Raw genomic sequence first — 25,018 nt, 5'->3', positions numbered from 1 at the left:
GCACATCGCTGTGCGATTTATTTAAAACTTTGAATTAACAGGTACGTTTTGTCTTGTTTAGTTTTCAAAGATCATTATAATGGAGCGGGTGATGAGAATCGAACTCACGACATCAGCTTGGAAGGCTGAGGTTTTACCACTAAACTACACCCGCGTTTGAATTGGCGCGCCCGAGAGGAGTCGAACCCCTAACCTTTTGATCCGTAGTCAAACGCTCTATCCAATTGAGCTACGGGCGCTTATCAGGCGACTTAACTATCATACTACCAATCAGTTATGATGTCAAGTGTTTTTTTATTTCTTTTCGAAGTCTTTTTCTCGACCTCATTCATTATACACGCTTTTGAGAATTTGTAAAGTCTTTTTTTAAAAGATCATTTTCTCATTTGTCGTTTTCGCTTTGTTCATCAGCGACGTTTAATAATATACCACGCACTTTAAATTAGGTCAACACTTTTACGAAACTTTTTTCTCACTTGTTATTCCCTTCTATATAATAAATAAAAAAGCAGGATTCCTAGGAACCCCGCGTCTATTCAGATTACCCGCTCACCTTGGCTTCCGCGCTATTACGATCTGTTTTTTCATAAGCACGGAAGTTTTGTTCAAGCTGTTCGAGCGACAGACCTTTCGTTTCCGGAAGGAACCTTTTCACAAATATAACGGACGCTATCCCTAACAAGACAAAAATGAAGAAGGTTGCAGACAATCCGATGTTTGCGAGCAGGACCGGAAAAGTGAAACCCACAAGGAAGTTCACGATCCAGAGGCAGAAGACAGTGACCCCCATACCAAGTCCCCGCAATCGAAGCGGGAATATCTCCGACAGCATCAGCCAGGTCACCGGAGAGACAGCCCCCTGCTGAAACGCAAGGAAAGTGACTGTTAATGAAAGAACCACATAAGGAAGAGCGGGCGATCCTTTCAGCACAACAGACAGAACTCCGATCAAAAGCAGCACCGCAGTCGTTCCGATCAGCCCCGTCATCAGCATCGGGCGGCGGCCGACTTTGCCGAGAAGCCATATTCCCACAAAAGTCGCGAGCACCGAAATTACACCGTTAGCGATATTGCCGATTAATGCGGCTTTTGTCTCGAAACCGGCATCTTTTAAAATTTGAGTTCCATAATACATAATTGAATTCACGCCGGTGAGCTGCTGCACTACCGCAATTCCGATCCCGATAAACACAATGCGGCGCACCCATGGAACGGCAAGATCCTTAAAGGTCGCCCGCTCCATCTCAGCTTCCTTATGAAAGGCAGATTCAATTTCAGCGAGCTCAGACTTCGCTTTCTCTTCATTCCTTATTCGCCGGAGAACGTGCAGAGCATCTTCTTTTCTCCCTTTAGAAACCAGCCAGCGCGGACTTTCAGGAACTTTCAGCATACCGAAAAACAAAAATACCGCCGGAAGGGCCGCGATAACGAGCATATAACGCCAGGCGTGAGAGGTATCACCAAGCACATTGCCGATGATAGCATTACACGTGAAGGCAAGCAGCTGGCCTGTTACAATCATCAATTCATTTTGAGTAACCATTCTCCCTCGGCTTTCCGCCGGCGACATTTCAGCCAAATACGCCGGAACGGTTACGGATGCTCCCCCGACGGCAAGCCCCAGCAGAAAACGGGAGATGACCATAACAGATACGTTAGGCGCCAGTGTACATCCAAGCGTCGCTGCAAAGAACAAAACGGCAAGGATAAGGATATTTTTACGTCTGCCGTTATAGTCCGACAATCTCCCTCCGAAAACTGCTCCGATCGCAGCCCCCAAGAGCAGGGAGCTCGCCACCATCCCTTCAGTCAAAGCGGTAAGATTAAGCTGGTCAGCTTCCGCCATAAACGGCAGCGCCCCATTAATTACACCTGTATCGTAGCCGAAAAGTAGACCCCCGAACGTCGATACTAAAATGATGGTTCTCAAAAATGAATGCTGGCTGCTATTTTTATTCATCTTCAAATCCTCCTAGTTTTTACATAGAGATAATATCGGAATATTCAGTTATCAATATTTGCACCTATAACGTCTGCATACAAGTTCTGACCGTCCAAAACAGTTATATAAGAAGAAAATAATCCGAAAGCGTTATCATTTATAGTGATTATCCGCTCTCCCCTCTCGTCAAATTGTTATTTTATAGTTACTTTGTAGTGAAGTTATAATGATATTATTGGCATTTATGTTATTATCATAATTTTAAAAGCGCTTTCAGTCAATAAATATTTCAGAAAATTTTATAACTTACCTTTATATTACCTATATGTAACCAATTTGTGTTTTTAATCGGCTCATTTTCACGATATACTCAATAGTTAATCTCTTCTCAATAAATAATTGATTATATATTGAAAACCCCCAACTGCTGATTGGGGGGTTTTTGATTTATTCTTCGTTTATTGTAACGATCGTTCTTCCTCTCGCTTCTCCTTTTAAAAGAGCAGGAAGCGTATCCGGCAGCTCTTCAAGTGTAATTTCCTTTTGAATAAAGGCCTCCAGATCTGCAGGCTTGAAGTCATCAGCTAAACGCTGCCATGTTTTCTTTCTTGTCTCCATCGGACAGAATACGGAATCGATTCCCAAGAGACTGACGCCGCGCAATATAAACGGAAAGACTGTAGCCGGGAGTTTCGTTCCCGCTGTCAGTCCGCTCACAGCAACTGATCCGCCGTACTGAATCTGGCTGAGAACTGAAGCAAGCGGCTCACCTCCGACCGGATCGACGGCCGCTGCCCATTTTTGTTTTTGCATTGGTTTTAACGTGCCGTTATACACTTCGTCACGGTGAATGACCGTCTTTGCTCCGAGGCTCTTCAAATAGCCGCTTTCGTCTTCTTTTCCCGTACTGGCCTCGACCTCGTAACCTAAGGTTGAAAGAATGGAGACGGCAAAGCTTCCGACGCCGCCTGTCGCTCCTGTCACCAGCACCTTCCCTTTTTCAGGAGCGGCATGGTTTTCTTCAAGACGCTGGACGGACAATGCGGCAGTGAAGCCGGCGGTTCCGATCGTCATGGCTTCTTTAAGTGTCAGACCTTCAGGCAGCGGCACGATCCAATCTGCCGGAATGCGGGCCATCCCGCTATAACCGCCAAAGCGGGAAACACCTATGCCGTAGCTTGTCGCAATGACTTTATCCCCCTCTTTGAAACGGGCGTCATCTGAGGAAACGACGATTCCTGCTAAATCAATTCCCGGGACGAAAGGGTACGACGTTACGATCTTGCCGTCAGGAATGGCAGCCAAGCTGTCTTTATAATTCACCCCTGAGTAGCAAACCTTAATCAGCACTTCACCCTCGGGAAGGTCCTGAACCGCCAGCTTCCGTACGCTGACTGAAAACCGGTCTTCACGTTGATCGACTACTAACGCTTTAAATTGATCTGTCATCACTACGTCTCCTTAAAATGAATTGAATGGCTTTGGAAAAGCATAAAATAAGTTTGATTTGTTTTCAAATGTCCTGCCCCGTGTAGTATGATCAAAAGTAAAAACAGCGAAAGAGTGGTTACGCCTCATGTCTGATAAACAAAACAAAGATAACAAAAACAACAACAGCAGCAATCAGCCATTACCGGACATTATTCATACCGCCGTTTTCAAGGCGCCGATACAAGTTGTCTGGGATACGGTCTCCACTGCGGACGGCCTGTCTCTCTGGTTTATGCCGAATGATTTCACACCTCAAGAAGACAGTGAGTTTCAGCTGGAATCTCCGTTCGGTCCGTCTCCGTGCAAGCTGCTGGATATTGAAGCGCCGTACCGCCTTTCTTTTTCGTGGGATACGGAAGGCTGGATCGTTTCTTTTGTCTTAAAGGAAACGGAAAGCGGAGATACGGAATTCACTCTCATTCACGGCGGATGGAAAGAGCCGGAAGCCGTCATCAATAAAGTCAATCGGAAAAGCTCCGAGATTCACAGTACGATGGATCAAGGATGGAACGGGCTTGTCAACACGAAACTTCGCGGGGCGGTTGAGGCTTAACACAAAAGGACGGACACGCTTCCCGTCCTTTTTTTGATGCCGATACATAAAAACTGACTTTGCAAAGACACTAACAGAAGAACCGAAAACTTCTTTCAGGGGGCGCTGTTTATGTATTATTACAAAGAAGAGCTGATCAATATCATTAAACCGGACAAGCCGGACCCGGCCGCGGCCAAGGTGCTTCAGGAAATTTTAGGCGGGCACTACGGAGAAATGCGGACGATGATGCAATACTTTTTCCAAAGCTCTAATTTCAGAGGAAAAGAAAAACAGTTCCGTGACCTGCTTCGCGGTGTATTTTTAGAAGAGATCGCACACGTTGAGCTTGTCCAGCATACGATTAATGCGCTGCTCGACGAAAGCGGCGCTGAGGGCCCCGGAAATCAGGCGGCAGATCAGGCGCCGCTTGACGAAGCAGTTAAACACGCCAATCCGCACCATTTTATCATCGGAGCGCAAAGTTCTCTTCCTGTAGACGCCGGCGGCAATCCATGGAACGGGTCTTGGGTATACAACCACGGGAATCTGATTTCCGATTTATTGGACAATGTCGTGCTGGAATCAACCGGCGTGCTGCAAAAGACACGCATTTATGAAATGAGTTCAAATCAGACGTTCAGAGAAACACTCGGTTTTCTGATCGTCCGTGACAACGCCCATCAAAATGCATTTACAAAAGCGTTGGAAACACTGGGTGTCGAATGGGGCAAATTATTTCCCGTGCCGAATTATGATATTGAAAAATACCCGGAATGCCGGAAATTCGTTGAGATGGGTTATCATAATACTCAATTTAATTTCAGACTGGATCCGACACGGATCGGAGAAATTCTGCAGGGAACGACGCCGAGCCGAAACGGCGGCGAATTAAGTGTGTCCGAGCCTCCTAAAGGTTTCCCCGTGCCGGAACTTCCTGAGCTTCCGAATGAGCACAGCCCCGGACTGAAAGATATGAACTTGTAACAAAAAACGCCTGTTTCGGGCGTTTTTTGTTTTTCTGAATATGAGGTTTGAATGTGTTTAAAACGGGGAATATAAGCCGGGAGATCTTGCCATACGGCCGTTATTATAATGTGAGCACATTGCTGTACATACTTCGTTTCGAAAGTTGTCCTAATTTTCCAGCCGGCCGGCTGGGTATGTTTGAATGATAATGGGAATTATGTAAAGAGAACAATGTCTTTTCTAAGGAGGCAGCGAATGTCTAAGCAAGGAAACTTCCAGAAAACTATGTCACTTTTTGATCTTATTTTAATCGGCATGGGAGCCATATTCGGTTCGGCATGGCTGTTTGCCGTCAGTAACGTCGCCTCTAAAGCGGGTCCATCAGGCGTTTTTTCCTGGCTGATCGGCGGGGGAATCATCTTATTGATCGGCTTGGTTTATGCGGAACTGGGCGCCGCGCTGCCGCGGACCGGGGGAATTATCCGTTATCCCGTATATTCACACGGACACCTCGTCGGATATTTAATTTCCTTTGTCACCATTGTGGCATACACGAGTCTTATTTCTATAGAAGTCACGGCAGTCCGCCAATACGTGGCGTATTGGTTTCCCGGTTTGACCGTAAAAGGCTCCGATTCTCCGACAATTGCCGGGTGGATATTGCAATTTGCGCTGCTCTGCCTGTTCTTCCTCCTCAATTACTGGAGTGTCAAAACCTTTGCGAAAGCAAACTTCATTATTTCGATTTTTAAATATGTCGTACCGATTACGGTAATTGTGGTACTGATTTTTCATTTTCACCCGGGCAATATGACCGTTCACGGATTCGCGCCTTTTGGCTTCACCGGAATTCAGGCCGCGATTTCCACAGGCGGCGTCATGTTTGCATATCTTGGGCTGCATCCGATTGTAGCTGTCGCGAGTGAAGTGCAGAACCCCAAGCGGAACATTCCGATCGCATTGATTGTCTGTATTATCGTGTCTACTATTATTTACACCGTGCTGCAGCTCACTTTTATAGGGGCGATCCCGGCGGATACCCTGAAGCACGGATGGCCGGCTATCGGGACTGAATTCTCCCTTCCGTTCAAAGATATCGCCGTTTTGCTAGGTTTGGGGTGGCTGGCGACATTGGTCATTTTAGATGCGATTTTATCACCGGGCGGTAACGGAAATATCTTTATGAATACGACTTCACGTCTCGTCTATGCCTGGGCCAGAAACGGAACATTATTCAGCATTTTTTCTAAAGTCAATAAAGAAACCGGGACACCGCGCGCCTCCCTTTGGCTTTCGTTCGGTCTGGCTGTTTTTTGGACGCTTCCGTTCCCTTCTTGGAACGCTCTTGTCAACGTATGCTCCGTCGCATTGATTCTGTCTTATGCGATTGCGCCGATTTCTTCTGCGGCGCTGAGAGTCAACGCGAAGAATATTAACAGACCGTTTTATTTAAAAGGGATGAGCATCATCGGGCCGCTGTCGTTTATTTTTACCTCTTATATTGTATATTGGTCCGGATGGCGCACCGTATCCTGGCTTCTCGGTTCTCAAATTGTCATGTTTCTGATCTATCTCTGTTTCAGTAAATATGCTCCCAAAGATGATGTCAGCATACGGCAGCAGCTGAAATCAGCATGGTGGATCGTCGGCTTTTATGTCATGATGCTGATTTTCTCCTATCTCGGCTCGTTCGGCCACGGATTGGGCATTATCAGCAATCCGCTTGACCTGATTCTGATCGCCATCGGTTCGCTCGGTATTTATTATTGGGCAAAATATACGGGTCTGCCGAAGGCTATGATCGACAGTGATAAATGACGAATACCGGAAAGAAGTATGGTCTTCTTTCCGGTATTTTTATTTTAAGGGATGACAAAAAAGCGAACATGCGATAAAATGAATGACAGTCATTCATAAAAGGAGGAACCCCTCTATTGGCAAAACAAAGCTCGGGAAAATACGAAAAGATCCTGCAAGCCGCGATTGAAGTCATTTCTGAAAAAGGATTAGACAAAGCATCCATTTCAGAAATCGTCAAAAAAGCCGGAACGGCCCAAGGGACGTTTTACTTATATTTTTCTTCTAAAAACGCACTGATATCCGCGATTGCAGAAAACCTGCTCGACACTACGCTGGACAGAATAAAAGGGAAAACGGACGGTTCTGAAGATTTTTGGACGTTGCTGGACATTTTGGTAGATGAGACATTTCACATCACCCGGCTTCATAAAGATATTATCGTTCTCTGTTATTCCGGTCTTGCCATCGATCATTCGATGGAGAAATGGGAAGCCATTTATCAGCCTTATTATTCCTGGCTGGAAGGCGTGATCAATACGGCCATTGAACAGGGTGAGGTCCACAGCGGCATTCATGTCAGATGGACGGCCAGAACGATTATCAACGTTGTCGAGAACGCGGCTGAACGGTTTTATATCGGCTGTGAACAGGATGTCGATCTCGAAGTATATAAAAAAGAAATATTCAGCTTTCTCAAAAGAAGCTTGCAGAAATGATTGGCGGAGACCGATCATTTTTGACCGCCGTAAAAATGACTGACATTCATTCATAACTGAGGTGACTGTATCATGTATTGGCTGCTTGTATTGATAGCCGGACTGTTAGAAGTAGTTTGGGCGTCCGCCCTGAAGCATGCGGATTCGCTCTTTGATTGGATTGGTATTTTCCTTCTGATTGCCGTCAGCTTTCTGATGCTGATCCGCTCTTATAAAAAAATTCCGATGGCTGCCGCATATACCGTTTTTGTCGGAATAGGCACCGTCGGCACATATGTAACGGGCGTCATTTTAGGCGAATCGTTTTCAATCGGGCAAATATTCTTTTTGGCTTTGCTGTTGTCCGGCATTTTAGGAATGAAGGTATTTACGAAAGAAACTGAAACAAGGGGTGAACATTAATGGCATGGCTGCTGTTATTTATTGCCGGAGCGGAGGAAGTTGTAGCGGCCGTTGCCATGAAACATATTGACGGTTTTAAAAAAAAGTGGCCGCTGATTGTCATGGTAACAGGCTTTATGCTTTCATTCTTTTGCCTTTCCGGAGCGATGCAGGTTCTTCCCACAGGTGTCGCGTATGCCGCTTGGACCGGCATGGGAAGCATCGGCGTTTCGGCCGTGGGCATACTTTGGTTTAAAGAAAAATTCAATCTGTCACAATTGGTGTCTCTGGGGCTTATCCTCATCGGTGTCATCGGCTTAAAACTGACAGCGTGACGGCCTGAGACAGCTTTTCAAATAAAAAACAAAGGACCCTAAACGGGCCCTTTGTTTTTTTATGCTGTTTTGATCTGTTCCGCTTTTCCCGCTCCGACTCCGAAAATGAAAATCAGAACGGAGACTGCGATCAGCATGAATAACGGAACCGTCCAGCCGTGCGTGATGTCATGCAGCAAACCGAATACGAGCGGCCCGAACGCGGCAAGCAGGTATCCGAATGACTGAGCCATGCCGGAAAGCGCCGCGGCTTCATGAACATGCCGGGTCCGCAGGCTGAAGAACATCATCGCCAAGCTGAACGCACATCCTCCCGCAATTCCGATCAAAATGACCCATAGCGGAGTGAGAGCCGGGCTTCCGAAAAGAACGCCGGCAATGCCGATAAGGAAAAATAAAGCCGTCAGTCCGGCGAGTGCGCGCTGATTTTTCATTTTAGCGGCAGCGATCGGCACGATAAAAGTAATCGGCAGGACTGAGAATTGCATTAATGAAAGCATCCATCCCGCCTTACTTGAGCTGAGTCCATTCTGCTGAAGAATTTCCGGCAGCCAAGCGATGACGGTGTAAAAAATAAGGGATTGCAGCCCCATGAACATCGTCACCTTCCAAGCTAGCGGAGACCGCAGCAGACTGCTTTTCTTCTCTCCGTTTGTCCCAGTCGTGCGGACGGGCAGTTCGCGTCCTCGCATTTGCGGAATCCACATGACAAACGCAATGAAAGAAAGGATAGCCCAGCAGCCGAGCGCGCCTTTCCAGCCTAACCCCGCTGAAGAGGCGATCGGCACGCTGATGCCGGATGCAATCGCGCCGCACAGATTCATAGAAACCGAGTAGACGCCGGTCATGATGCCTAAATTTCCGGGAAACTTATGTTTAATGAGACTCGGCAGCAGGACATTGCATACGGCGATCGACAATCCCAACAGGATGGTTCCGAAAAAGAGAGTGCCGATTCCGGCGATGGAGCGCAGCAGAGTTCCGGCTGTCAGGACAATTAATGATGACAGTAACACAATCTCGGTCCCGAAGCGCCGGGACAATAAAGGAACAAACGGCGACAGACATGCAAAGGCCAAAAGCGGCACTGTCGTAATGGTGCCGGCAGCCGCATTGGTCATGCCGAGGCTGTCCCGAATTGAGGAAACGAGCGGCCCGACCGATGTCAGAGGCGCTCTGAGGTTGGCTCCTATCAATATGACTCCGATGACCAGCAATATCAGTTTTTTACGCTGATTTGCTTGCAGAATTTGATGTTCGTCTTTAATTTTCATGTTCATCCTCCATGTGTATTGTATCTTTAAATACTGTGATGTATTGGTTGACGGCCTCCATGGCCTGATCCGGTTTCTGTCCGATAATCGCGGCGGCAAGCTGGGTGTGGATCCGTATAGCAGGGGTGATTTCCAACAGGTTATGGACTGACGCACAAAGCGCCTCCGTCATATGCTCGTAAAGATCAGAAAGCATGTTGTTATGGGCCGCCTGTACAATGGTTTTGTGCAGTTTAATGTCAGCCTCGGCATACCGTTTTCGATCTTCATTTTGCAAGGCCGCTTCACATTCATCCAAGCATGCCTTCAGTGCTTTCAGGTCTTCGTCATTACGCCTTTCCGCCGCCAATCGCGCAGCTTCTCTTTCGAGTGCGTATCTGACTTCTAATGTTTCAAGCAAATTTGATTTTTTAATATGGCGGTAAAATGCCGCGCCGAGAACACTGGATGAGCTGACATACGTACCGCTCCCCTGCCTTGTCTGAAGCAGGCCGGCATGTACGAGCGCCCGAATGGCCTCACGCAATGTGTTTCGGCTCACATCAAATTGCTTCATTAAATCCAGCTCAGGGGGAATGCGCGTCCCGACCGGCCATTTATCCGATTGAATTAACGATTCAATTTGCGTCACCACTTGTTCTACGAGCGACAGTCTGCTTGTTTTGGATATCTCCATCAAAACACCTCTGAAATTTGTAGGATGATTCTATCATTGGGTAATATAACATAAAAGAAGCGAAGATGTAAATCAGCGGCAACAAAAAAAGAGTGAGTTTTTCTCTCACTCTTCGGCGCTTTTATGAACGTTTTATATTGACTGAGGTGACGACAAACTTGTCATGACGGTGGCGGGAAAATGAATATTCAAAGGGAGTGCCGTTGTCCAAAAAGCCTACATGCTCGACTTCAAGTATCGGGTCATCCGGCCGGCAGCCGAGATATTGCTGATCCATATCATCCGACTTGCACGCTCTGATTTTTCTGTGTGAGCCTGCGATTTTGAGCTGGAGTTCCCGCGTAATATGATCGTAGATGGAATGGTTGAGCACCTCGTCATTAATGCCGGGTATAAGGCTCGCCGGCATGTACGTTTTTTCAAGAACGTACGGTTCGCCTTCAACAATTCTGAGCCTCACTACATAATAGACGGGAGTCTTTTCATCGATGGCCAAATGTGCGGCGACATCTTGAGACGGAAACTGCACTTCAAACCGGATGACCTTGCTCTTGATATCTTTGCCTTTTAACAAATTGCTCAGGCCGAGAATTTCGTTGCTGACTACGTGAACGTGCTCATCCTGCATGGCTGATTGAATGATAAACGTGCCGTGCCCTCTTTTTCTGAAAAGCATTCCTTCAGCCGCAAGTGTATCAAGCGCCCGCTTCATCGTCATCCGGCTGCACCCGAACTCCGCAGCGAGCGTCTTTTCATCCGGGATCGGCTGATCTATGTCATATACACTGCTTTTAATCCTCTTTCTCATTTCGTTGGCGATTTTTTCGTACTTATTCATCGGTTTCCTCCGGCTGTATAATGTTTGATCTGTATAGACTCCTTACGGTTATCATAAATTTTTTTCCCTGCTTCATCAATGACGTTACAGCCGCCGATATTGAAATTGAAAGGATTTCCTCGAATTTTCTATGGAATCTCTCTCACTATTATGGTAGAATTTTTTGCAGAAACGGACACAACCGAATATTGCATACATTGTATAACCTCAATGATATGGTTTGAGGGTGTCTACCAGGAACCGTAAAATCCTGATTACAAAAATTGTCCCGTACACTTTTTGTAATCAGGATTTTTTATTTTCTAAAAAATAAAAAAGGAGTATCTGTACATGAATTTCAAAGTATTTCTGCTTGCAGCATCTACCATCGCAGTCGGATTGGTTGAATTAATTGTGGGCGGTATTCTTCCGCAAATCGCTTCCGACTTAGATATATCTATCGTCAGCGCGGGGCAGCTGATCAGCGTGTTTGCGCTCGGTTACGCGGTATCCGGCCCGCTGCTTTTGGCAGTGACGGCAAAGGCTGAACGAAAGCGGCTTTATTTAATCGCACTGTTTATTTTCTTCCTAAGTAATCTGGTGGCTTATTTCAGTCCCAATTTCGCCGTACTTATGGTGTCACGGGTTCTCGCTTCCATGAGCACAGGGCTGATTGTCGTCCTTTCTTTAACGATTGCTCCTAAAATCGTGGCGCCTGAATACAGAGCGCGGGCGATCGGCATCATTTTCATGGGGTTCAGCTCCGCAATCGCTTTAGGCGTGCCTGTCGGCATTATCATCAGCAATGCCTTCGGATGGCGCGTTCTGTTCTTGGGAATCGGCGTATTATCTCTCGTTTCCATGCTGATTATCAGCGTCTTTTTTGAAAAAATACCTGCTGAAAAAATGATTCCGTTTCGTGAGCAGATCAAGACGATCGGGACCGCCAAAATTGCCAGCGCACATCTTGTCACCTTGTTTACATTGGCGGGGCATTACACACTCTATGCCTACTTTGCGCCTTTTTTGGAAAGAACGCTTCATTTGAGTTCCGTTTGGGTCAGTGTATGCTACTTTTTGTTCGGTCTGTCAGCGGTATGCGGCGGCCCGTTCGGAGGCTGGCTGTATGACCGTTTAGGAGCATTTAAAAGCATCATGCTTGTGACCGTTTCTTTCGCTCTGATCTTGTTTATTCTTCCGCTGACAACGGTTTCTTTAATCATTTTCCTGCCTGCGATGGTGATCTGGGGATTGCTCAGCTGGAGCCTTGCGCCGGCGCAGCAAAGCTATTTAATCAAAATTGCGCCTGAGTCTTCCGATATTCAGCAAAGCTTCAACACGTCCGCTTTGCAGATCGGCATCGCGCTCGGGTCAGCCATCGGCGGCGGCGTGATCGGACAAACCGGTTCTGTCACAGCAACAGCCTGGTGCGGCGGTTTGATTGTCATTATCGCTGTCGCGTTAGCTGTATTCTCTTTAACGAGACCTGCCTTGAAAAGAAAATCCGCATAAATGTGAGACCGCAAAAAAGCCAAAGGAGTTCCTTCGGCTTTTGCGGTCTTTTTATTTTGCGGCAGCAAGCTCGTCTTCTGTCACCCATTTATGATTGGTTACTTTTTGGCCGCCGTCAGTCGGTGTATAGTCGACCATATAAACGGTTGTCTTTTTGGCTGAATCAATAACGGCTTCGGCGCCCTTCATGCCTTTCATATGGGATGCCTCGATCACGGCCTTGTCACCCGGTTTTAACGTTTTATTACCGGCGCCCTTCAGCTCTTCCTGAATGACCCATTTATGATCTTCGACGCGCTTTCCTCCCGTTTCCGGAGTGTAAGATACACTGTAAACCGTTGTATCATAAGCACCTTTTACGGTTCCTTGCGCATTTTTCATGCCTTTCATATGAGAAGCTAAAATCATAACGTCACTGCCGACTTTATAAGTCGGATTTTCGGCCTTCTTTAAACCTTTCGGCACCTCGGATGAACCTGAGTGATTCATGTCTTCGTGAGAGTGCGTTTCTTTGTCTTTCGCTTTTTCGCTTCCTCCTGAAGATTGGCTGTTGCATCCGGCAAGCGCCAGAACGGGGATCAGGAGAAACATGCTGAATAAAAATAGTCTCGCTTTCATTTCAAGAACTCCTTTGCCTTTTTGATTTTTCACTTTCCCTTTCGTTTCTTCAGTAAAACAAAAAGATGGCCTGTCATTTCTCCTAATTCTTCAACTCTCTCTTTATTGCCTTTCATCAGGTGAAATTGTTCACAAAATGTACACATTAATGGAGATGCAGTATAATTCAATTATCAGATAATAGGGGGAACTCATCATGAAAACGAAGGTTTTTGCGGTGGTATTGGGCGCTGTTTTAATGATTGCGGGGTTGGTTTTGGCAGAAGTTTCGCTTTATATGGAATACATCACAATGCTCGGAGCTATGATTTTTTCTTCTATATTTATGTCAGAGCCGAAAAGAAAATTTCGCGTCATCAAAGGGGTTTGACTTTTCTATTACCGCCGTCTTCTCAGGACGGCGGTTTTGTTTTGCATGTCACTCAGTCTATCCGCACAGCCGTTTCTTCTGTGCCGTCCTGATATAAAACGAAATGCGGGGCTGTTTGTGCTTTATCACCTGCAAATTCAATTTCAAGCGGCAGCGCCCTGACAAAATAACGGGTTTCCGTCATTGGGAATAATTCGAATGGAGTCTGCCCGTCTATTGTAAGATACAATCGGTTTTCTTTTACCGCCACCGATGCATGTGTGTCATCCTGAAATGAGTAATTGCCGGTAAATCTGCTGTAAATCGCAGGATCGATATCTGCTTTTTTCTGATCTGCCGGACGTTTCGGAATCACGTATGGCTGATCAAATAAGATGTTTACAGCCGCGGCAATCACAGCTTGTTCAAATTGATACGATTGTTCCATATTGCTGAGATAAATCAATGTTTTATTCTGGTCAATATACCGGATCATCAGAGTTGAATAGCCCGGCCAGCCTCCGTCGTGACTGATAACCTTCCCTTTTTGGGGGCTGTTTTGAATCATCCAGCCAAATCCGTATCCGAATTGCTCTTCTTCATTCCAATAGCCCGGTGTAAACGCTTGATCTTTAGACTCTTTGCCGATGATTTCTTCCGTATAAAGAGCCTGATCAAACAGATATAAATCTCTAATAGCGGAGTTAACGGTTCCGTCACCTTGAATTCCGTCAAGAAAGACGACATAATCAGTTTCCTCAAGTTCATCCGGCAGCACATATTCTCCGGAATGAACATCATACACATAGCCATATGCATAGTTCGGAATGTTTTCTTTACTCAGCCTTCTGTTATAAATCCGCGTATCGTGCATACGAAGCGGATGAAATACGGCTTGTTTCATAAATTCAGCAAAACTCATGCCTGATACAATTTCTATAATAACCGCTAACACCACATACCCCGTATTACTGTAAAGCCACTCCTTGCCCGGCGGGAAATAAGCATCCGGCTTATGCTGCTTGAGCATATTGATCACATCTTGATTAACGGCAATTCTGTCCCGGTCCCAATGTGTTAAGAACAACTCCATATAGTCCGGCAATCCTGACGTATGATGGAGTAAATGCCGAATGGTAATGCCCGGATAAGGAAAATCAGGAAGCCACCGCTCTATCATATCGTCATAACGCAGCTTCCCTTGCTGCTCTAAAATGATAACGCCTAAAGCTGTAAACGGCTTCGATACTGAGGCCAATTCAAAGACCGATTGGTCATTCAGCATCCTCTTTGTTTTCAGTTCTGCAGCGCCGAATGAACCCTGGTATAAGATGCGGCCGTTTTCCGCTGCCAATACAGCGCCGTTTATTTCATGTCTTTCGTCTAAAGTGCTGAAAAGCTGTTCAAACGCTTGTTTTTTCTTTTCGTTCATTTCACGAACCTCCATATACAAGCTGATTTACTCTTTTATACGAACGGCCGCTTTAGAAGTTTCAATATTTCCCCTTCTCGAAACACAGTCAGTATACTGCCGTTCAGGCAGCCGCGGAGGTTTGATAAATGTCTTTTATTCACACAATACTGTGCAGGCTTCGAATTCAACATGCTTCTCGTCTTTATTTGCACCGGCAATTTCCATGGTCGAAAACATCGCGCAGACGACGGCTTTGTATTCGTTCATGACGGTTTGAATTTCAATCAGGAACCGTTCGGATGAAGCCGCGTATTCCGTTACGTACTCTTTCATTTTGCCGATAATATCATCTGCCTGACGGCTGAAGCCGGCCGCCTCCAAGTCACTCTCAAACTGGTTTTTGTTGATCATATGAATATGCATTTTTCAAGGCCCCTTCAGCAGCATTTTGTGGTTATATCTACTGTAAAGGACAGACTTGGATAAACTTTTAATAAAATATGAACAAAATATGAATTGGCTCATCGGCCTGACCGGCGGGCTTTCGGCTGTGCTCCGTTTCATTTGGACTACATGAAATAATGACTTCTTTACTCTGTTAAAAACAGCTCATATATGATCTAATACCAGTAAAATGTTTAGGAGGCGGCCTATGTCAGCAGCAGGAAATCGGCAAAAATTTTGGGTCATGGCGATGCTTATAGCGGTCTTCACCGTGTTCGTTTTCTCTTTTTCTGAGAATCATTCACAAAAGAACTGGCACACGGCGGTTGACCAGGCGTCAGTGAATGTCTTCGGCCAGCAGATCTTTGAAAAAGACCGTCTGGCAAAAACACTCGACGCACGTGAGGCAGAATCTCTTTTGACTCTTGTGAAACTTGCAAATGCAGAACATCACATCATCTAAAAGCCATTATAAAAAGCCTGTTTCCCTTTGACAGAGGAAACAGGCTTTTTCCATGTATTATTGAGCATGTTTTTGTTCAATAAACCGGTCGATCCGGGCGAGAACATCCTTCATGTCCGTACATTCTTTAAAGCTTTCATTAATGGCTTGAATGCCTTGTTTGTATTTTCCGTTATGCAGCACTTCTTCCGCGGCAAGCTTTACCTTTTCAGCGCTTACTTCATCTTTTTGCACTGTATAGCCTGCATCCAATTCAGTCAGGCGGCGCGCAACCATCGGCTGGTCTTTATCGTGCGGGATGACGACCAGCGGCACTTGATAATGAATGCCTTCATTTACACTGTTCATTCCGCCATGCGTGACAAACACGTCGGCCTGCTCCAGCACTTCAAGCTGCGGCACGTACGGGGCGATGATAAAGTTTTCCGGCGCCTGTTTGATTTTCGACAGATCGGCTTTTTCCCCGGCGGCAATGACTACTTTTCCTTCAAAATCTGAGAACGCGTCTATGCACAGATTGAAAAACGCTTCCGTGTCCCCGAGCACCGTTCCCATTGAGATATAAATGACTTTTTCATTCTTTAATGCGTCAATCGGGAAGTCGACGCGCCCTTTTCTCTTCGGAAAACTCGGACCGATAAATAAATACTCATCTCCGAATGTCTCACTTTCGGGCTGAAAATATCTGCTTGTATAGACGACGTTCAATTCACCTGTGTTGTTCATAAATTGAACCATGCTGTCAGGGGCGACACCGTATTTGTCTTTCATCTCGGCCAACAGCTCTTCACATTCCCTGTCCGGCTGAAACGGCACGCCCGATTCCGGGTGGAGCGGCAGTATTTTCAGACGGTCTTCATTGAACAGGAAGGATGCTGAAGAAGAGATGCCGGGAATGTTGAGATAGTCCCGCACCAGCTCTCCCGCACCGAATTTATCATAATAGACGGCGTCGAATTGAATGTCCTCTGCAAGCCGCTGCACAATATGTAAAATCTCCAGTGACGTTTTGATATGAACCTTTAAAAATGCAAGTATGCCGGACGGACTGCCGGGATCAATGGGTGTCATTCTGAGCAGATCGCTGTGAAGATGAACTTTCGCCCCTACTCCTTCCAGTCTGCTTTTGTATTTTTCCGTTGAGATATAATGAACGTGATCGCCCCGTTCGCTGAAGGCCTTTGTCATACCCAAAGTCGGGTTTACGTGTCCTTCTGCAGGAAAATTGATCATCAGAATATGTTTCGCCATTTTTCAATCTCCTTTGCCTTTTTTGCGTCTCTTCCATATCCATCATAAATGACGCGGAAAAAATCATGCAAGGAACATCCGTCAGGTCTTTATGACGGTTCGATGACATCGGCAAAAAAAAGACAAGGCATTTCGCCTTGTCTATCGTGATGATTCGTCTGTTTCTTCCGCTCTCAGCACGCCTTTCAGATGTTCTTCATCATGCTTGAGATGCTCCGTCATATATTGCACGGCTTTTGTTTTGTCGCCCTTTTTTATTTCTTCAAAGACTTTCCGGTGCTCATGCAGAATAACTTCCGCACGGTCATCTCCTTTAAAATTAAGAACTCTGCAAAAATGAATCAGCACATTGACATGCTCAAGCAGCATGGCCAGCCGGCTGTTGCGGCTGAAATCCACAAGGAGCCGATGAAACGACTCGTTTAAGGAAATAATCTCAGTCTCTTTGACGCCTTTATTGACGGCTTCTTCCGTCTCCCGCAGCTGTTTTTCAATGAGGTCAATTTCACTCTCAGCCGCTTCATCAATAACCAGTTCGACCGCCAGTGATTCAAGTGACATTCTGATTTTATAAATCTCTTCAACATCCTTAACGGACAAAGAATAAATGACAAAGCCGTTTCGATCGTCTGCCGTCAGAAGCCCGTCCTTTTCAAGGAGCCGCATGGCTTCTCTGACCGGCGACCGGCTGACTCCGAAATCCTTGGCCAGCTGAGTCTCATTCAGCCGTTCACCCGGTTTAAAAATCCCGTCAAATATCATTTTTTTCAATTGGGAATAAAATTGCAGATAATACGGGATTGGCTTATCTAATTTAAAATTATCCATCTTTCCTACCTCTTCATACAATTTAGGCCTTATTGTTACCAAGATCATATAACAGTTTATCTATGGAAGCAACATTCCCGAGCTTGTCAGCATATCGGATGTGGCGTAATATGGAATTATGATGAACGACGGTCGACGGTCTGCCGTAAACCGAAAACAATTCATTCAGAGGTGACGGAAACATGAAAACATACAAGATTGCCAGCATACCGGGGGACGGTGTGGGGAAAGAAACAGTCCCTCAAGCGGAGCGGGTGTTGAACGCGATCGCCGAATTACATGGAGGCATTGTCTTTGATTTCACTTCTTTTCCGTGGAGCTGCGAGTATTATTTGGAGCACGGGACTATGATGCCGGATGATGGATTAGAAAGGTTACAGCACTTTGATGCTTTGTTTTTGGGAGCGGTGGGGAATCAAAAACTCGTCCCCGATCATGTTTCGCTGTGGGGGCTGCTCATCAAGATACGCCGGGAATTTGAACAGGTGATTAATGTGCGGCCGGCGAAGCTCCTGCCGGGAATCACTTCCCCCCTCGTTAACCCGAAAGATTTTGATCTGATAGTCGTCCGCGAAAACAGTGAGGGCGAGTACAGCTCTGTCGGCGGCAGAATCTATCAGGGTGAGGACGAAATCGCCATACAAAACGCGGTCTTTTCCCGCCGGGGTACGGAAAGAGTGATGCGGTATGCTTTCGAACTGGCGGCAAGTCGGCGGAAACACGTCACAAGCGCGACGAAATCAAACGGTATTGTTCACTCGATGCCGTTCTGGGATGACATCTTTAAAGAGGTCAGCCGGGAGTACGCCGGGATTGAGACGGATTCCCAGCACATCGATGCACTGGCGGCCTTCTTCGTCACGCAGCCGGAACGCTTTGATGTCATTGTCGCTTCGAATCTGTTCGGAGATGTGCTGACAGATATCGGCGCGGCGATTATGGGAAGCATCGGAATCGCTCCCGCAGCCAACATCAATGTAAACGGCAAATATCCTTCCATGTTTGAGCCTGTTCACGGCTCCGCCCCGGATATTGTCAGGAAAGGAATTGCCAATCCTATAGGCCAAATATGGACGGCGAAATTAATGCTCGATTCATTCGGAGAAGAGGAACTGGGTCATCTCCTCTTACAATCTATTGAAACGGTCACAAACAGCGGCATTCTGACTCCTGATGTCGGCGGAAAACATTCAACGGAAGATGTCACTTCCGCTATTATTTCTCAAATCAAGAACAGATAATACGAAAAAAACCGCGGGCAGGAAAACTGCACAGCGGTTTTTTTCGTCTCAGACGGGACGGATCACGCAGAAACAGGCCGATTCACCTGTGAAGCCCGCAATACGGCCTGATTGATCCTTTTCTACAGAAAAAAACCGCTGTATATCACGAGGAGCATCCAGCATCTGTTTTTCCAGTAATGCGGCTTTCTCTTCAGTCAGGCCTGCCCGTTCACACCAGACGGTAAATTGAAATGGTTTCAAAAAGCAGACAGCGGATTCAATCCGGAAGCCGGCTGTCTCCAGAAAACGGAGCCATTCTGTTTTTTTCCACGCCCGAAAGTGGCTCTGATCCCGTTTCTTTTCAATGTCATTATAAAAATGGTCATATTCATCCTTTTCAGGTGCGGTATTGTCAATGAGAAGCAGTCTGCCGCCCGGTTTGACAACCCGAAACGCTTCATGAACAAAGGCTCTGACATCGGGAAAATGATGCGCTGCGATTCTGCATGTGACGATATCGAAAGCAGCATCGGAAAACGGCATCTTTTCAGCATCGCCTTTTTCGAATGACACGTTCGTCCATCCGTTTCCGGTTATAAATGCTTCAGCGGCTGCTAACATTTCTTCCGTGAGGTCATAGGCGATAACAGAGCGTACGAGAGGAGCGAGAGCGTTAGCCGTATGTCCGCCTCCCGTCGCGATATCCAGCACGTCCATATGCTTTTCGGCACCGGAGGCTGAAACGAGATACGCCAAATCCTCTCCTGCGGCGTGTCCTGGACTAGTCACATATTTCGCGGTGTTTTTGGCAAATTGCCGCTGCGCCTGCTGTTTAATTGAATCCTCCATTATACTCGGGCCCCCTTTTCTTTCTGATTGCTGCCTTAATCAAAATAAACGGGTTCGTCCGGATGTTTGAGATACGCAAACATCTTTTCAATCTGACTTTCTGTATTGCGGGCTTCAGATAGCGGCGGCAGTTCCGTTTCCGCAAAAAAACCGGCGGCGCTTGTTTCTGTTCCCTCCCTGATCCGGCCGCCGATGATCTCGCATTTGATAAACACTTTGTAAACGTGGGCGGCGGACGGCGGATGGGAATGGCATTTCTTATCCATTACAGCTAACAGTTTAACGGGCTTTACTTCGATTCCTGATTCCTCTTTTACTTCTTTGACAGCGGTCTCGCCCGGAGAAATCCCGATATCAGCCCATCCGCCCGGCAGCGCCCATCTGCCGTCGCTTTTCTCTCTTACCATTAATATGCTCTGATCTTTAAAAACTGCCGCTCTGATATCAACTTTCGGAGTGGGATAGCCCGTGTCACCGGCGAATACGTCTTTGATGATCCTTTTGTCGGTACCGGTATGATGCGCCATGATATCCACGCTTATTTTTCTTATTTCTTCAAATCTCTCAATATCATATATGTCTTTGGAATAAGCCAGCCCCGCTTGCGCCGCGGATTGAAGCTGTTTTGCCCATTCAAGCCATTTTGGCTCCATTTTTTCACCGCCCGTTATGTTAATTGACGAAACCCCAAGAGTCAGGATATTGCACCTTGAGAGTACCGGTGCCCATGATCCGTTTCTGCTCCTTGTTTTCTGTGTATGGAGGAGCGAATCCTGCCGGAAATCAGAAAAAAGCCATTCATTTGCTGAATGGCTTTTTTTCATTTTCTATTTTTCTATCATGACGAGAACGACGCCTGAAACAATAAGAGCCGCCCCGATCCAGAAGGTTCCTCCGATCGTCTCTCCCAGCAGCAGCCAGCCGAGCAAAGTCCCGGAAAGCGGCTGAAAGAAGAAAAACAGACCGCCGCTTGCCGCATTCAGTAATTGCAATCCGCGATTCCAAAGCATGAACGCGCAGGCGGTTGAGATCACACCCAGATATAAAAGTCCGCCCCATATCTCAGGCCGGGCAAGCTGAGACAAAGGAATCTCCCGAAGCGGGCCCGCTGTAAACGGGGTCAGGATGACAAATGCGACGCAAATGGAATACGTTGTGACGACAAGCGGTGAGTAATGGCCGGGAACCCGTTTCATCAGCACGGACATCAAAGCCCATGTCAGCGCCGCAGCCAGAAGCGAGAGACCGCCGAGCTGGCTCGACATATTGAGATCTCCGTTCCCCACAATGAGCAATACTCCGATCGTCGCCAGCCCTGTCGATATTCCTTTTTTCAGCGTTAACCGTTCTTTCAACATCAGCCGGGCAAATACAACCATAAATGCGGGAGTGGATGCCGTAATAATCGCACCCATCTGCGCGGTTGATAATTTCGTGCCGATTTCCTGCGTGACGATCGAAACCGTGTTGCCGATCAATCCGATCGCAGCGATCAGTAATAAATCACGTTTATGAACTTTCCAGGATTGGCGTGTAAATAAACTGAGAATCAAAAGCGAAAGAAGCGCCACCGCATATCTCAGCCATACCAGTTCAAGCGGCGGAATGACCGCTACCACAACTTTTACAACGACATACATACCGCCCCAGATACTGGCGGCCAATGCCAAATAAATCGAACCGAACAATGTATTTTTCAATTTGATGCACCCTCCGTTATCATATTAGGTCACGTCATATGCCCTAACGGAGAGAAGCGCAGTCACTTTCCTCCATTAAGGGCGGAGAAGTGCTGCCGGTACATCATGTTCAAATAAGGGGGCTAGAAACATATCGTTTTTCACCTCAATTGCAATCTGATTTTTCTCATTATACAAGGTTTGTTAAAAGACGTAAATGAACGGCGGCATCGGCTTTATGGATTGCGGACTTGCAGCTGGATTCTTGTGATCTGATTGTCAAACCCGTCCGCCACAACCTCATCAAGCATATATTCTTCATATGCATAATCGCCCATTTCCAGCCCATACTCTTCAATAAACTGCATGATGCTGCGGTAAGCTGCTTCCGCTTCATCCCCTATTTGGTACCCGACGGCATAAAGCCCTTTCGGCTTGATATGGAGGTCTCTATTCTCTATGCCTTCTTCTGTCTTCATATAAAAATGGGTGTAGTTGTAGAATTCCTTTTTCAGAATCTGCTCCCGCGCAAACAGTCCGCCGACCGGATGCCCCTGATCGAGCTCATGTACCCGCATATAGCGGATCAATTCGGAAATGGCGGCAGTATATTGCCGTTCTGGCAAATGGAGTACGGGTCGTCCTATCATAAGTGTCTCTTCATCTAATCGCTGCAATGAGACGGAGGAAAAGTCAGTCTCCAAGGCTTGTTCGGTCAGCTTCACCTTTGTCCGAATCATCCTTTGCAGGTGCTCCAGCTTTTTGATTTTGCTTTCGATTTCTGAAGATTTCTCTTTTAAAAGCGCGATGATACCCTCAGGGGTTTTGTCTGTTAAGAGCGGTTTGATCTGCTTCAAGGGAACGCCGACCTCCTTAAACAGACCGATGACCTGAAACAGTTCGAATTGATGATAGGAATAGTATCTGTATCCGTTCGCTTTTTTGATTTCCGGAGAAAGCAAGCCGATCTCGTCATAATGGAACAGGGTTTGTTTTTTTACGTGGCACAGTTTTGCAAATTCACCCGTTGTGAAGTATTTTCTGACGTCTTCGCTCATAATGCCTCCTTGACTATACGGTAACCATATCCTTTATGATGATCATTGTATCCGAGAGAAGGCTGATTCACAAATGGCTTACGCAATGAAAGCTTTACCGTCTCAAAAAAAGCGGAAGAGGAGTATCAAGTATGACGATTGAAATCAGAACAGTCACGGAAGAAAACCGTGCCGATATACTGGCGCTTCATGTAAGTGAAAGCCAGACTTCATTTATTGAAACCGCGGAAGAGTGCTTACAAGATGCTGAGGATTGCCGGCATTATCAGCCGGCCGGTCTTTATGTTAACGGGGAATTGGTCGGCTTTGCCATGTACGGATGGTTTCCGGAATATGATGAGGAAAATGAAAACGGCAGAGTGTGGCTTGACCGTTTTTTTATTGATGAACGCTATCAGGGACGGGGATTGGGCAAGCTGTTGCTTGATGCCCTAATCCGTCATCTCACTCAAATATATGATTGCAGACGGATTTATTTAAGCCTGTTTGAAGATAATGTGCACGCATTGCGGCTTTATCAAAAATTCGGCTTCTTATTCAATGGAGAGCTGGACTCAAACGGGGAAAAAGTGATGGTGAAAGAGCTGTAAACCCTCTGTATAAAAGCAATTCGGCTTCTTGCCAATACCTTAAATTTGAGGTAACATAAAGATATTAGACGACGGTCGACGGACTACGGTCGATTATTAAAACCTGATACAGCGGAGCGGAACATGGTGATCAGGCATCTAAATGGAGGAGAAGATTGTGCTTATTATACTCGTTATGTTTCTTCTCGGGATTATTCTCGGGTTTATCGGTGCCGGGGGAGCCGGTTTTGTCATTGCACTTTTAACTATACTGTTTCACGTACCGATTCATACGGCTTTAGGCACCTCCCTTGCCGGAATGGCTTTCACAAGTTTATCGGGGGCATTCAGCCACTACCGTGAAGGCAATATTCAGATGAAAATCGGCCTCATCGTCGGCGTTTTTGCGGCATTCGGTTCGTTTTTCGGGGCAAGGCTTACTTCCCTTATCCCCGCGGATTTGCTGCATTACTTGACGGCGGGCATGCTGTTTTTATCTGCTCTGCTTATTTTAGTCCGGTTATTTATTGTAAAAGAAACACAAGAAGATTCCGGACAGCAAAGCAATCTGAACATCTGGGTGAAAGCCGTTGTACTCGGTGTCATCGCAGGAATCTTGTCCGGAACGTTCGGGATCGGCTCTGCCCCTTTCATCCAAATCGGCTTAATGATTCTTTTGCGCTTATCCATCCGCCAGTCGGTCGGCACCACCATGCTTGTCATTATCCCGCTTGCGGTCGGCGGAGGACTCGGTTATGTGACGGAAGGATTTGTCGATTATATGCTGTTGGTCAAAGTGCTGATCGGAACGATGTGCGGCGCATATGTCGGAGCGAAATTCACCAACCTCGTGCCGAAAGTCATTCTGAAATCAGCCATCTTTTTAACACCGGCCATCGCCGGTCTCATGCTTTTATTTTAAACTGAAACGGGAGGCGGCCGCCTCCCGTTTTGTTCTGTTCTTCATCTGTTTTCGAAGAGCTTTTTCAGCTTTGCTTCCGTTTCGGTATGATCTACCGGCGTATACACACTGCAACGCAGATCACTGTTGCCCTGAACCTGAAATGAAGTCAGGTTAAAGACCATTTTTCCCGCCTTCGCGTGGCGGAACTCAATTAATACTTCGGGTGCCGAGCTGACTTCGCTCTCATTCCACAGCGTATGAAATTCCGAATACGTTTTCTCCATTTCTTCTATAAACTGAGAATACCACGTATCAGCTACATACTGGCCGTAATACGTTCTGAAAATGGCGATGAATCCTTTCACAAAGTGCTCCCAGTTCACGGCTAAACTTCTTAATTCTTTTCTGGAAAACAATAGCTCTATGAGATTCCGTTTTTCAGGAGGAATTTGTTCAAAATCTAAAAACACGTGCGCCGCAGCCTGGTTCCACCCTACGATATGACACCGCCTGTCCGAGATAATGGTGGGACAATAACGGAGCTCCTGCAGGATTTTTGAAAGGGACGGGCTGATAACCGCTTCTTCCTCCGCAGCAAACGGCTGCTTCACGCCCTCCTCAATGGCAAGCGCGTATAAATAATTTCTCTCATCTTTGTTCAGCTGCAGCGCATCGGAAACGGCGTCCAATACGGCTGCGGACACTTTAATGTCTCTGCCCTGCTCCAGCCACGTATACCACGTGGTGCTTACGCCGGCTAATTGCGCGACCTCTTCTCTTCGGAGTCCGGGCGTTCTTCTCCGTGTACCCATCGGCAGCCCGGCCATCTGCGGAGAAATTTTGGCCCGCTGCGTTTTTAAAAACTCTGAGAGCGCCTGCAATCTTCCTTCTGGTATCATACCGAATCTCTCCTCTCTTACCCTG

The 25,018-nt window shown here is 46.6% G+C and carries 27 protein-coding genes, 2 tRNA genes and 1 riboswitch; of the genes, 12 read left to right on the top strand and 17 right to left on the bottom strand.

The annotated features are described in order from the left end of the window. Positions 1-80: 80 nt before the first annotated feature. From AC1RRX_RS17675 to AC1RRX_RS17660, 4 genes are all read right to left on the bottom strand, one after another. A tRNA-Gly gene (locus AC1RRX_RS17675) sits at positions 81-154 on the bottom strand. Between the two features lie 8 nt (positions 155-162). Continuing rightward, positions 163-239: transfer RNA gene (locus AC1RRX_RS17670), tRNA-Arg, on the bottom strand. 302 nt (positions 240-541) lie between these two features. After that, entirely contained in the window at positions 542-1,960 is a 1,419-nt protein-coding gene (locus AC1RRX_RS17665) for a sugar porter family MFS transporter (RefSeq protein WP_040238455.1), read from the bottom strand. Positions 1,961-2,389: 429 nt separating this feature from the next. Then, a complete protein-coding gene (locus AC1RRX_RS17660) occupies positions 2,390-3,391 on the bottom strand; it encodes an NADPH:quinone oxidoreductase family protein (RefSeq protein ID WP_015416940.1) in 1,002 nt (333 codons plus the stop codon). Between the two features lie 127 nt (positions 3,392-3,518). Between AC1RRX_RS17660 and AC1RRX_RS17655 the strand changes: the two genes are divergently transcribed. From AC1RRX_RS17655 to AC1RRX_RS17630, 6 genes are all read left to right on the top strand, one after another. Then, entirely contained in the window at positions 3,519-3,986 is a 468-nt protein-coding gene (locus AC1RRX_RS17655) for an SRPBCC family protein (protein WP_020955414.1), read from the top strand. Positions 3,987-4,097: 111 nt separating this feature from the next. Further along, a complete protein-coding gene (locus AC1RRX_RS17650) occupies positions 4,098-4,952 on the top strand; it encodes a manganese catalase family protein (protein WP_007409292.1) in 855 nt (284 codons plus the stop codon). A gap of 237 nt (positions 4,953-5,189) precedes the next feature. Continuing rightward, positions 5,190-6,752 (top strand): APC family permease, encoded by a 1,563-nt coding sequence (locus AC1RRX_RS17645; RefSeq protein WP_007409293.1) that lies wholly within the window; start codon positions 5,190-5,192, stop codon positions 6,750-6,752. A 116-nt stretch (positions 6,753-6,868) separates the two neighbouring features. After that, entirely contained in the window at positions 6,869-7,450 is a 582-nt protein-coding gene (locus AC1RRX_RS17640) for a TetR/AcrR family transcriptional regulator (RefSeq protein WP_007409294.1), read from the top strand. A 72-nt stretch (positions 7,451-7,522) separates the two neighbouring features. Further along, the gene (locus tag AC1RRX_RS17635; protein WP_003156023.1) at positions 7,523-7,852 is read left to right on the top strand and encodes a DMT family transporter; all 330 of its coding nucleotides are present in this window, start codon (positions 7,523-7,525) and stop codon (positions 7,850-7,852) included. Continuing rightward, positions 7,852-8,166 carry a DMT family transporter gene (locus tag AC1RRX_RS17630; protein ID WP_003156024.1) on the top strand — a complete coding sequence of 105 codons (315 nt, stop codon included), beginning with the start codon at positions 7,852-7,854 and terminating at the stop codon, positions 8,164-8,166. Before AC1RRX_RS17635 ends, AC1RRX_RS17630 begins: the two co-directional genes overlap by 1 nt. Positions 8,167-8,225: 59 nt before the next feature. Here AC1RRX_RS17630 and AC1RRX_RS17625 read toward each other — a convergent pair whose 3' ends face one another. The 3 genes from AC1RRX_RS17625 to AC1RRX_RS17615 form a co-directional block, all read right to left on the bottom strand. Then, the gene (locus tag AC1RRX_RS17625) at positions 8,226-9,440 is read right to left on the bottom strand and encodes a CynX/NimT family MFS transporter (protein WP_007409296.1); all 1,215 of its coding nucleotides are present in this window, start codon (positions 9,438-9,440) and stop codon (positions 8,226-8,228) included. After that, positions 9,430-10,116, bottom strand: a complete 687-nt coding sequence (locus AC1RRX_RS17620) for a FadR/GntR family transcriptional regulator (protein ID WP_007609773.1) — start codon at positions 10,114-10,116, stop codon at positions 9,430-9,432. Before AC1RRX_RS17620 ends, AC1RRX_RS17625 begins: the two co-directional genes overlap by 11 nt. A gap of 121 nt (positions 10,117-10,237) precedes the next feature. Next, a complete protein-coding gene (locus AC1RRX_RS17615; RefSeq protein ID WP_014417057.1) occupies positions 10,238-10,954 on the bottom strand; it encodes a GntR family transcriptional regulator in 717 nt (238 codons plus the stop codon). Positions 10,955-11,131: 177 nt separating this feature from the next. After that, positions 11,132-11,231, top strand: a riboswitch (purine riboswitch). A gap of 53 nt (positions 11,232-11,284) precedes the next feature. Here AC1RRX_RS17615 and AC1RRX_RS17610 point away from each other — a divergent pair. Beyond that, the gene (locus AC1RRX_RS17610; RefSeq protein ID WP_007409299.1) at positions 11,285-12,445 is read left to right on the top strand and encodes an MFS transporter; all 1,161 of its coding nucleotides are present in this window, start codon (positions 11,285-11,287) and stop codon (positions 12,443-12,445) included. Between the two features lie 51 nt (positions 12,446-12,496). Here the strand turns inward: AC1RRX_RS17610 and AC1RRX_RS17605 are convergent, their stop codons facing one another. Further along, positions 12,497-13,063: a YdhK family protein gene (locus AC1RRX_RS17605; protein ID WP_014417056.1), complete on the bottom strand. Its 567-nt coding sequence runs from the start codon at positions 13,061-13,063 to the stop codon at positions 12,497-12,499. 196 nt (positions 13,064-13,259) lie between these two features. On the opposite strand from AC1RRX_RS17605, the gene AC1RRX_RS17600 reads away from it, so the two are divergent. Next, positions 13,260-13,433 (top strand): hypothetical protein, encoded by a 174-nt coding sequence (locus tag AC1RRX_RS17600; RefSeq protein ID WP_007409301.1) that lies wholly within the window; start codon positions 13,260-13,262, stop codon positions 13,431-13,433. A 52-nt stretch (positions 13,434-13,485) separates the two neighbouring features. Here AC1RRX_RS17600 and AC1RRX_RS17595 read toward each other — a convergent pair whose 3' ends face one another. Together AC1RRX_RS17595 and AC1RRX_RS17590 are read right to left on the bottom strand one after the other, a co-directional pair. Next, positions 13,486-14,844: a serine hydrolase gene (locus tag AC1RRX_RS17595; protein ID WP_007409302.1), complete on the bottom strand. Its 1,359-nt coding sequence runs from the start codon at positions 14,842-14,844 to the stop codon at positions 13,486-13,488. 135 nt (positions 14,845-14,979) lie between these two features. Then, entirely contained in the window at positions 14,980-15,249 is a 270-nt protein-coding gene (locus tag AC1RRX_RS17590) for a hypothetical protein (RefSeq protein ID WP_007409303.1), read from the bottom strand. A 229-nt stretch (positions 15,250-15,478) separates the two neighbouring features. On the opposite strand from AC1RRX_RS17590, the gene AC1RRX_RS17585 reads away from it, so the two are divergent. Next, complete coding sequence (locus AC1RRX_RS17585) at positions 15,479-15,733, top strand: hypothetical protein (RefSeq protein ID WP_007409304.1); 255 nt, start codon at positions 15,479-15,481, stop codon at positions 15,731-15,733. Between the two features lie 57 nt (positions 15,734-15,790). Here AC1RRX_RS17585 and AC1RRX_RS17580 read toward each other — a convergent pair whose 3' ends face one another. Further along, positions 15,791-16,984: a macrolide family glycosyltransferase gene (locus tag AC1RRX_RS17580; RefSeq protein ID WP_007409305.1), complete on the bottom strand. Its 1,194-nt coding sequence runs from the start codon at positions 16,982-16,984 to the stop codon at positions 15,791-15,793. A 141-nt stretch (positions 16,985-17,125) separates the two neighbouring features. Further along, positions 17,126-17,812 carry a GntR family transcriptional regulator gene (locus AC1RRX_RS17575; RefSeq protein WP_032870438.1) on the bottom strand — a complete coding sequence of 229 codons (687 nt, stop codon included), beginning with the start codon at positions 17,810-17,812 and terminating at the stop codon, positions 17,126-17,128. Between the two features lie 182 nt (positions 17,813-17,994). Between AC1RRX_RS17575 and AC1RRX_RS17570 the strand changes: the two genes are divergently transcribed. After that, positions 17,995-19,053 (top strand): tartrate dehydrogenase, encoded by a 1,059-nt coding sequence (locus AC1RRX_RS17570; RefSeq protein WP_053104751.1) that lies wholly within the window; start codon positions 17,995-17,997, stop codon positions 19,051-19,053. A gap of 48 nt (positions 19,054-19,101) precedes the next feature. On the opposite strand, the gene AC1RRX_RS17565 is transcribed toward AC1RRX_RS17570, so the two are convergent. The 4 genes from AC1RRX_RS17565 to AC1RRX_RS17550 form a co-directional block, all read right to left on the bottom strand. Further along, on the bottom strand, positions 19,102-19,884 hold the full coding sequence (locus AC1RRX_RS17565; RefSeq protein WP_061047205.1) for a class I SAM-dependent methyltransferase: 783 nt from the start codon (positions 19,882-19,884) through the stop codon (positions 19,102-19,104). Between the two features lie 35 nt (positions 19,885-19,919). Further along, positions 19,920-20,537 carry an NUDIX hydrolase gene (locus tag AC1RRX_RS17560; RefSeq protein ID WP_007409309.1) on the bottom strand — a complete coding sequence of 206 codons (618 nt, stop codon included), beginning with the start codon at positions 20,535-20,537 and terminating at the stop codon, positions 19,920-19,922. A gap of 174 nt (positions 20,538-20,711) precedes the next feature. Then, a complete protein-coding gene (locus tag AC1RRX_RS17555; RefSeq protein WP_020953909.1) occupies positions 20,712-21,584 on the bottom strand; it encodes a DMT family transporter in 873 nt (290 codons plus the stop codon). Between the two features lie 215 nt (positions 21,585-21,799). Further along, a complete protein-coding gene (locus AC1RRX_RS17550) occupies positions 21,800-22,621 on the bottom strand; it encodes a MerR family transcriptional regulator (protein WP_119001718.1) in 822 nt (273 codons plus the stop codon). Between the two features lie 131 nt (positions 22,622-22,752). Here AC1RRX_RS17550 and AC1RRX_RS17545 point away from each other — a divergent pair, with 131 nt between their 5' ends. Both AC1RRX_RS17545 and AC1RRX_RS17540 read left to right on the top strand, forming a co-directional pair. Next, complete coding sequence (locus tag AC1RRX_RS17545; protein WP_015239272.1) at positions 22,753-23,211, top strand: GNAT family N-acetyltransferase; 459 nt, start codon at positions 22,753-22,755, stop codon at positions 23,209-23,211. Between the two features lie 157 nt (positions 23,212-23,368). Further along, on the top strand, positions 23,369-24,112 hold the full coding sequence (locus tag AC1RRX_RS17540) for a sulfite exporter TauE/SafE family protein (protein ID WP_015416927.1): 744 nt from the start codon (positions 23,369-23,371) through the stop codon (positions 24,110-24,112). A 41-nt stretch (positions 24,113-24,153) separates the two neighbouring features. On the opposite strand, the gene AC1RRX_RS17535 is transcribed toward AC1RRX_RS17540, so the two are convergent. Beyond that, positions 24,154-24,993 carry a helix-turn-helix transcriptional regulator gene (locus tag AC1RRX_RS17535; RefSeq protein WP_007409314.1) on the bottom strand — a complete coding sequence of 280 codons (840 nt, stop codon included), beginning with the start codon at positions 24,991-24,993 and terminating at the stop codon, positions 24,154-24,156. Positions 24,994-25,018: the final 25 nt, after the last annotated feature.

This window comes from Bacillus sp. GW821-FHT11D08, from assembly GCF_058808515.1.
This window is presented reverse-complemented; position numbering and strand designations above follow the sequence as displayed.

Bases quoted from the DNA above. Each gene is read 5' to 3' on its own strand.
- AC1RRX_RS17665 (WP_040238455.1), bottom strand. From the start codon at position 1,960: ATGAATAAAAATAGCAGCCAGCATTCATTTTTGAGAACCATCATTTTA.
- AC1RRX_RS17660 (WP_015416940.1), bottom strand. From the start codon at position 3,391: ATGACAGATCAATTTAAAGCGTTAGTAGTCGATCAACGTGAAGACCGG.
- AC1RRX_RS17655 (WP_020955414.1), top strand. From the start codon at position 3,519: ATGTCTGATAAACAAAACAAAGATAACAAAAACAACAACAGCAGCAAT.
- AC1RRX_RS17650 (WP_007409292.1), top strand. From the start codon at position 4,098: ATGTATTATTACAAAGAAGAGCTGATCAATATCATTAAACCGGACAAG.
- AC1RRX_RS17645 (WP_007409293.1), top strand. From the start codon at position 5,190: ATGTCTAAGCAAGGAAACTTCCAGAAAACTATGTCACTTTTTGATCTT.
- AC1RRX_RS17635 (WP_003156023.1), top strand. From the start codon at position 7,523: ATGTATTGGCTGCTTGTATTGATAGCCGGACTGTTAGAAGTAGTTTGG.
- AC1RRX_RS17630 (WP_003156024.1), top strand. From the start codon at position 7,852: ATGGCATGGCTGCTGTTATTTATTGCCGGAGCGGAGGAAGTTGTAGCG.
- AC1RRX_RS17625 (WP_007409296.1), bottom strand. From the start codon at position 9,440: ATGAAAATTAAAGACGAACATCAAATTCTGCAAGCAAATCAGCGTAAA.
- AC1RRX_RS17620 (WP_007609773.1), bottom strand. From the start codon at position 10,116: ATGGAGATATCCAAAACAAGCAGACTGTCGCTCGTAGAACAAGTGGTG.
- AC1RRX_RS17615 (WP_014417057.1), bottom strand. From the start codon at position 10,954: ATGAATAAGTACGAAAAAATCGCCAACGAAATGAGAAAGAGGATTAAA.
- AC1RRX_RS17610 (WP_007409299.1), top strand. From the start codon at position 11,285: ATGAATTTCAAAGTATTTCTGCTTGCAGCATCTACCATCGCAGTCGGA.
- AC1RRX_RS17605 (WP_014417056.1), bottom strand. From the start codon at position 13,063: ATGAAAGCGAGACTATTTTTATTCAGCATGTTTCTCCTGATCCCCGTT.
- AC1RRX_RS17600 (WP_007409301.1), top strand. From the start codon at position 13,260: ATGAAAACGAAGGTTTTTGCGGTGGTATTGGGCGCTGTTTTAATGATT.
- AC1RRX_RS17595 (WP_007409302.1), bottom strand. From the start codon at position 14,844: ATGAACGAAAAGAAAAAACAAGCGTTTGAACAGCTTTTCAGCACTTTA.
- AC1RRX_RS17590 (WP_007409303.1), bottom strand. From the start codon at position 15,249: ATGCATATTCATATGATCAACAAAAACCAGTTTGAGAGTGACTTGGAG.
- AC1RRX_RS17585 (WP_007409304.1), top strand. From the start codon at position 15,479: ATGTCAGCAGCAGGAAATCGGCAAAAATTTTGGGTCATGGCGATGCTT.
- AC1RRX_RS17580 (WP_007409305.1), bottom strand. From the start codon at position 16,984: ATGGCGAAACATATTCTGATGATCAATTTTCCTGCAGAAGGACACGTA.
- AC1RRX_RS17575 (WP_032870438.1), bottom strand. From the start codon at position 17,812: ATGGATAATTTTAAATTAGATAAGCCAATCCCGTATTATCTGCAATTT.
- AC1RRX_RS17570 (WP_053104751.1), top strand. From the start codon at position 17,995: ATGAAAACATACAAGATTGCCAGCATACCGGGGGACGGTGTGGGGAAA.
- AC1RRX_RS17565 (WP_061047205.1), bottom strand. From the start codon at position 19,884: ATGGAGGATTCAATTAAACAGCAGGCGCAGCGGCAATTTGCCAAAAAC.
- AC1RRX_RS17560 (WP_007409309.1), bottom strand. From the start codon at position 20,537: ATGGAGCCAAAATGGCTTGAATGGGCAAAACAGCTTCAATCCGCGGCG.
- AC1RRX_RS17550 (WP_119001718.1), bottom strand. From the start codon at position 22,621: ATGAGCGAAGACGTCAGAAAATACTTCACAACGGGTGAATTTGCAAAA.
- AC1RRX_RS17545 (WP_015239272.1), top strand. From the start codon at position 22,753: ATGACGATTGAAATCAGAACAGTCACGGAAGAAAACCGTGCCGATATA.
- AC1RRX_RS17535 (WP_007409314.1), bottom strand. From the start codon at position 24,993: ATGATACCAGAAGGAAGATTGCAGGCGCTCTCAGAGTTTTTAAAAACG.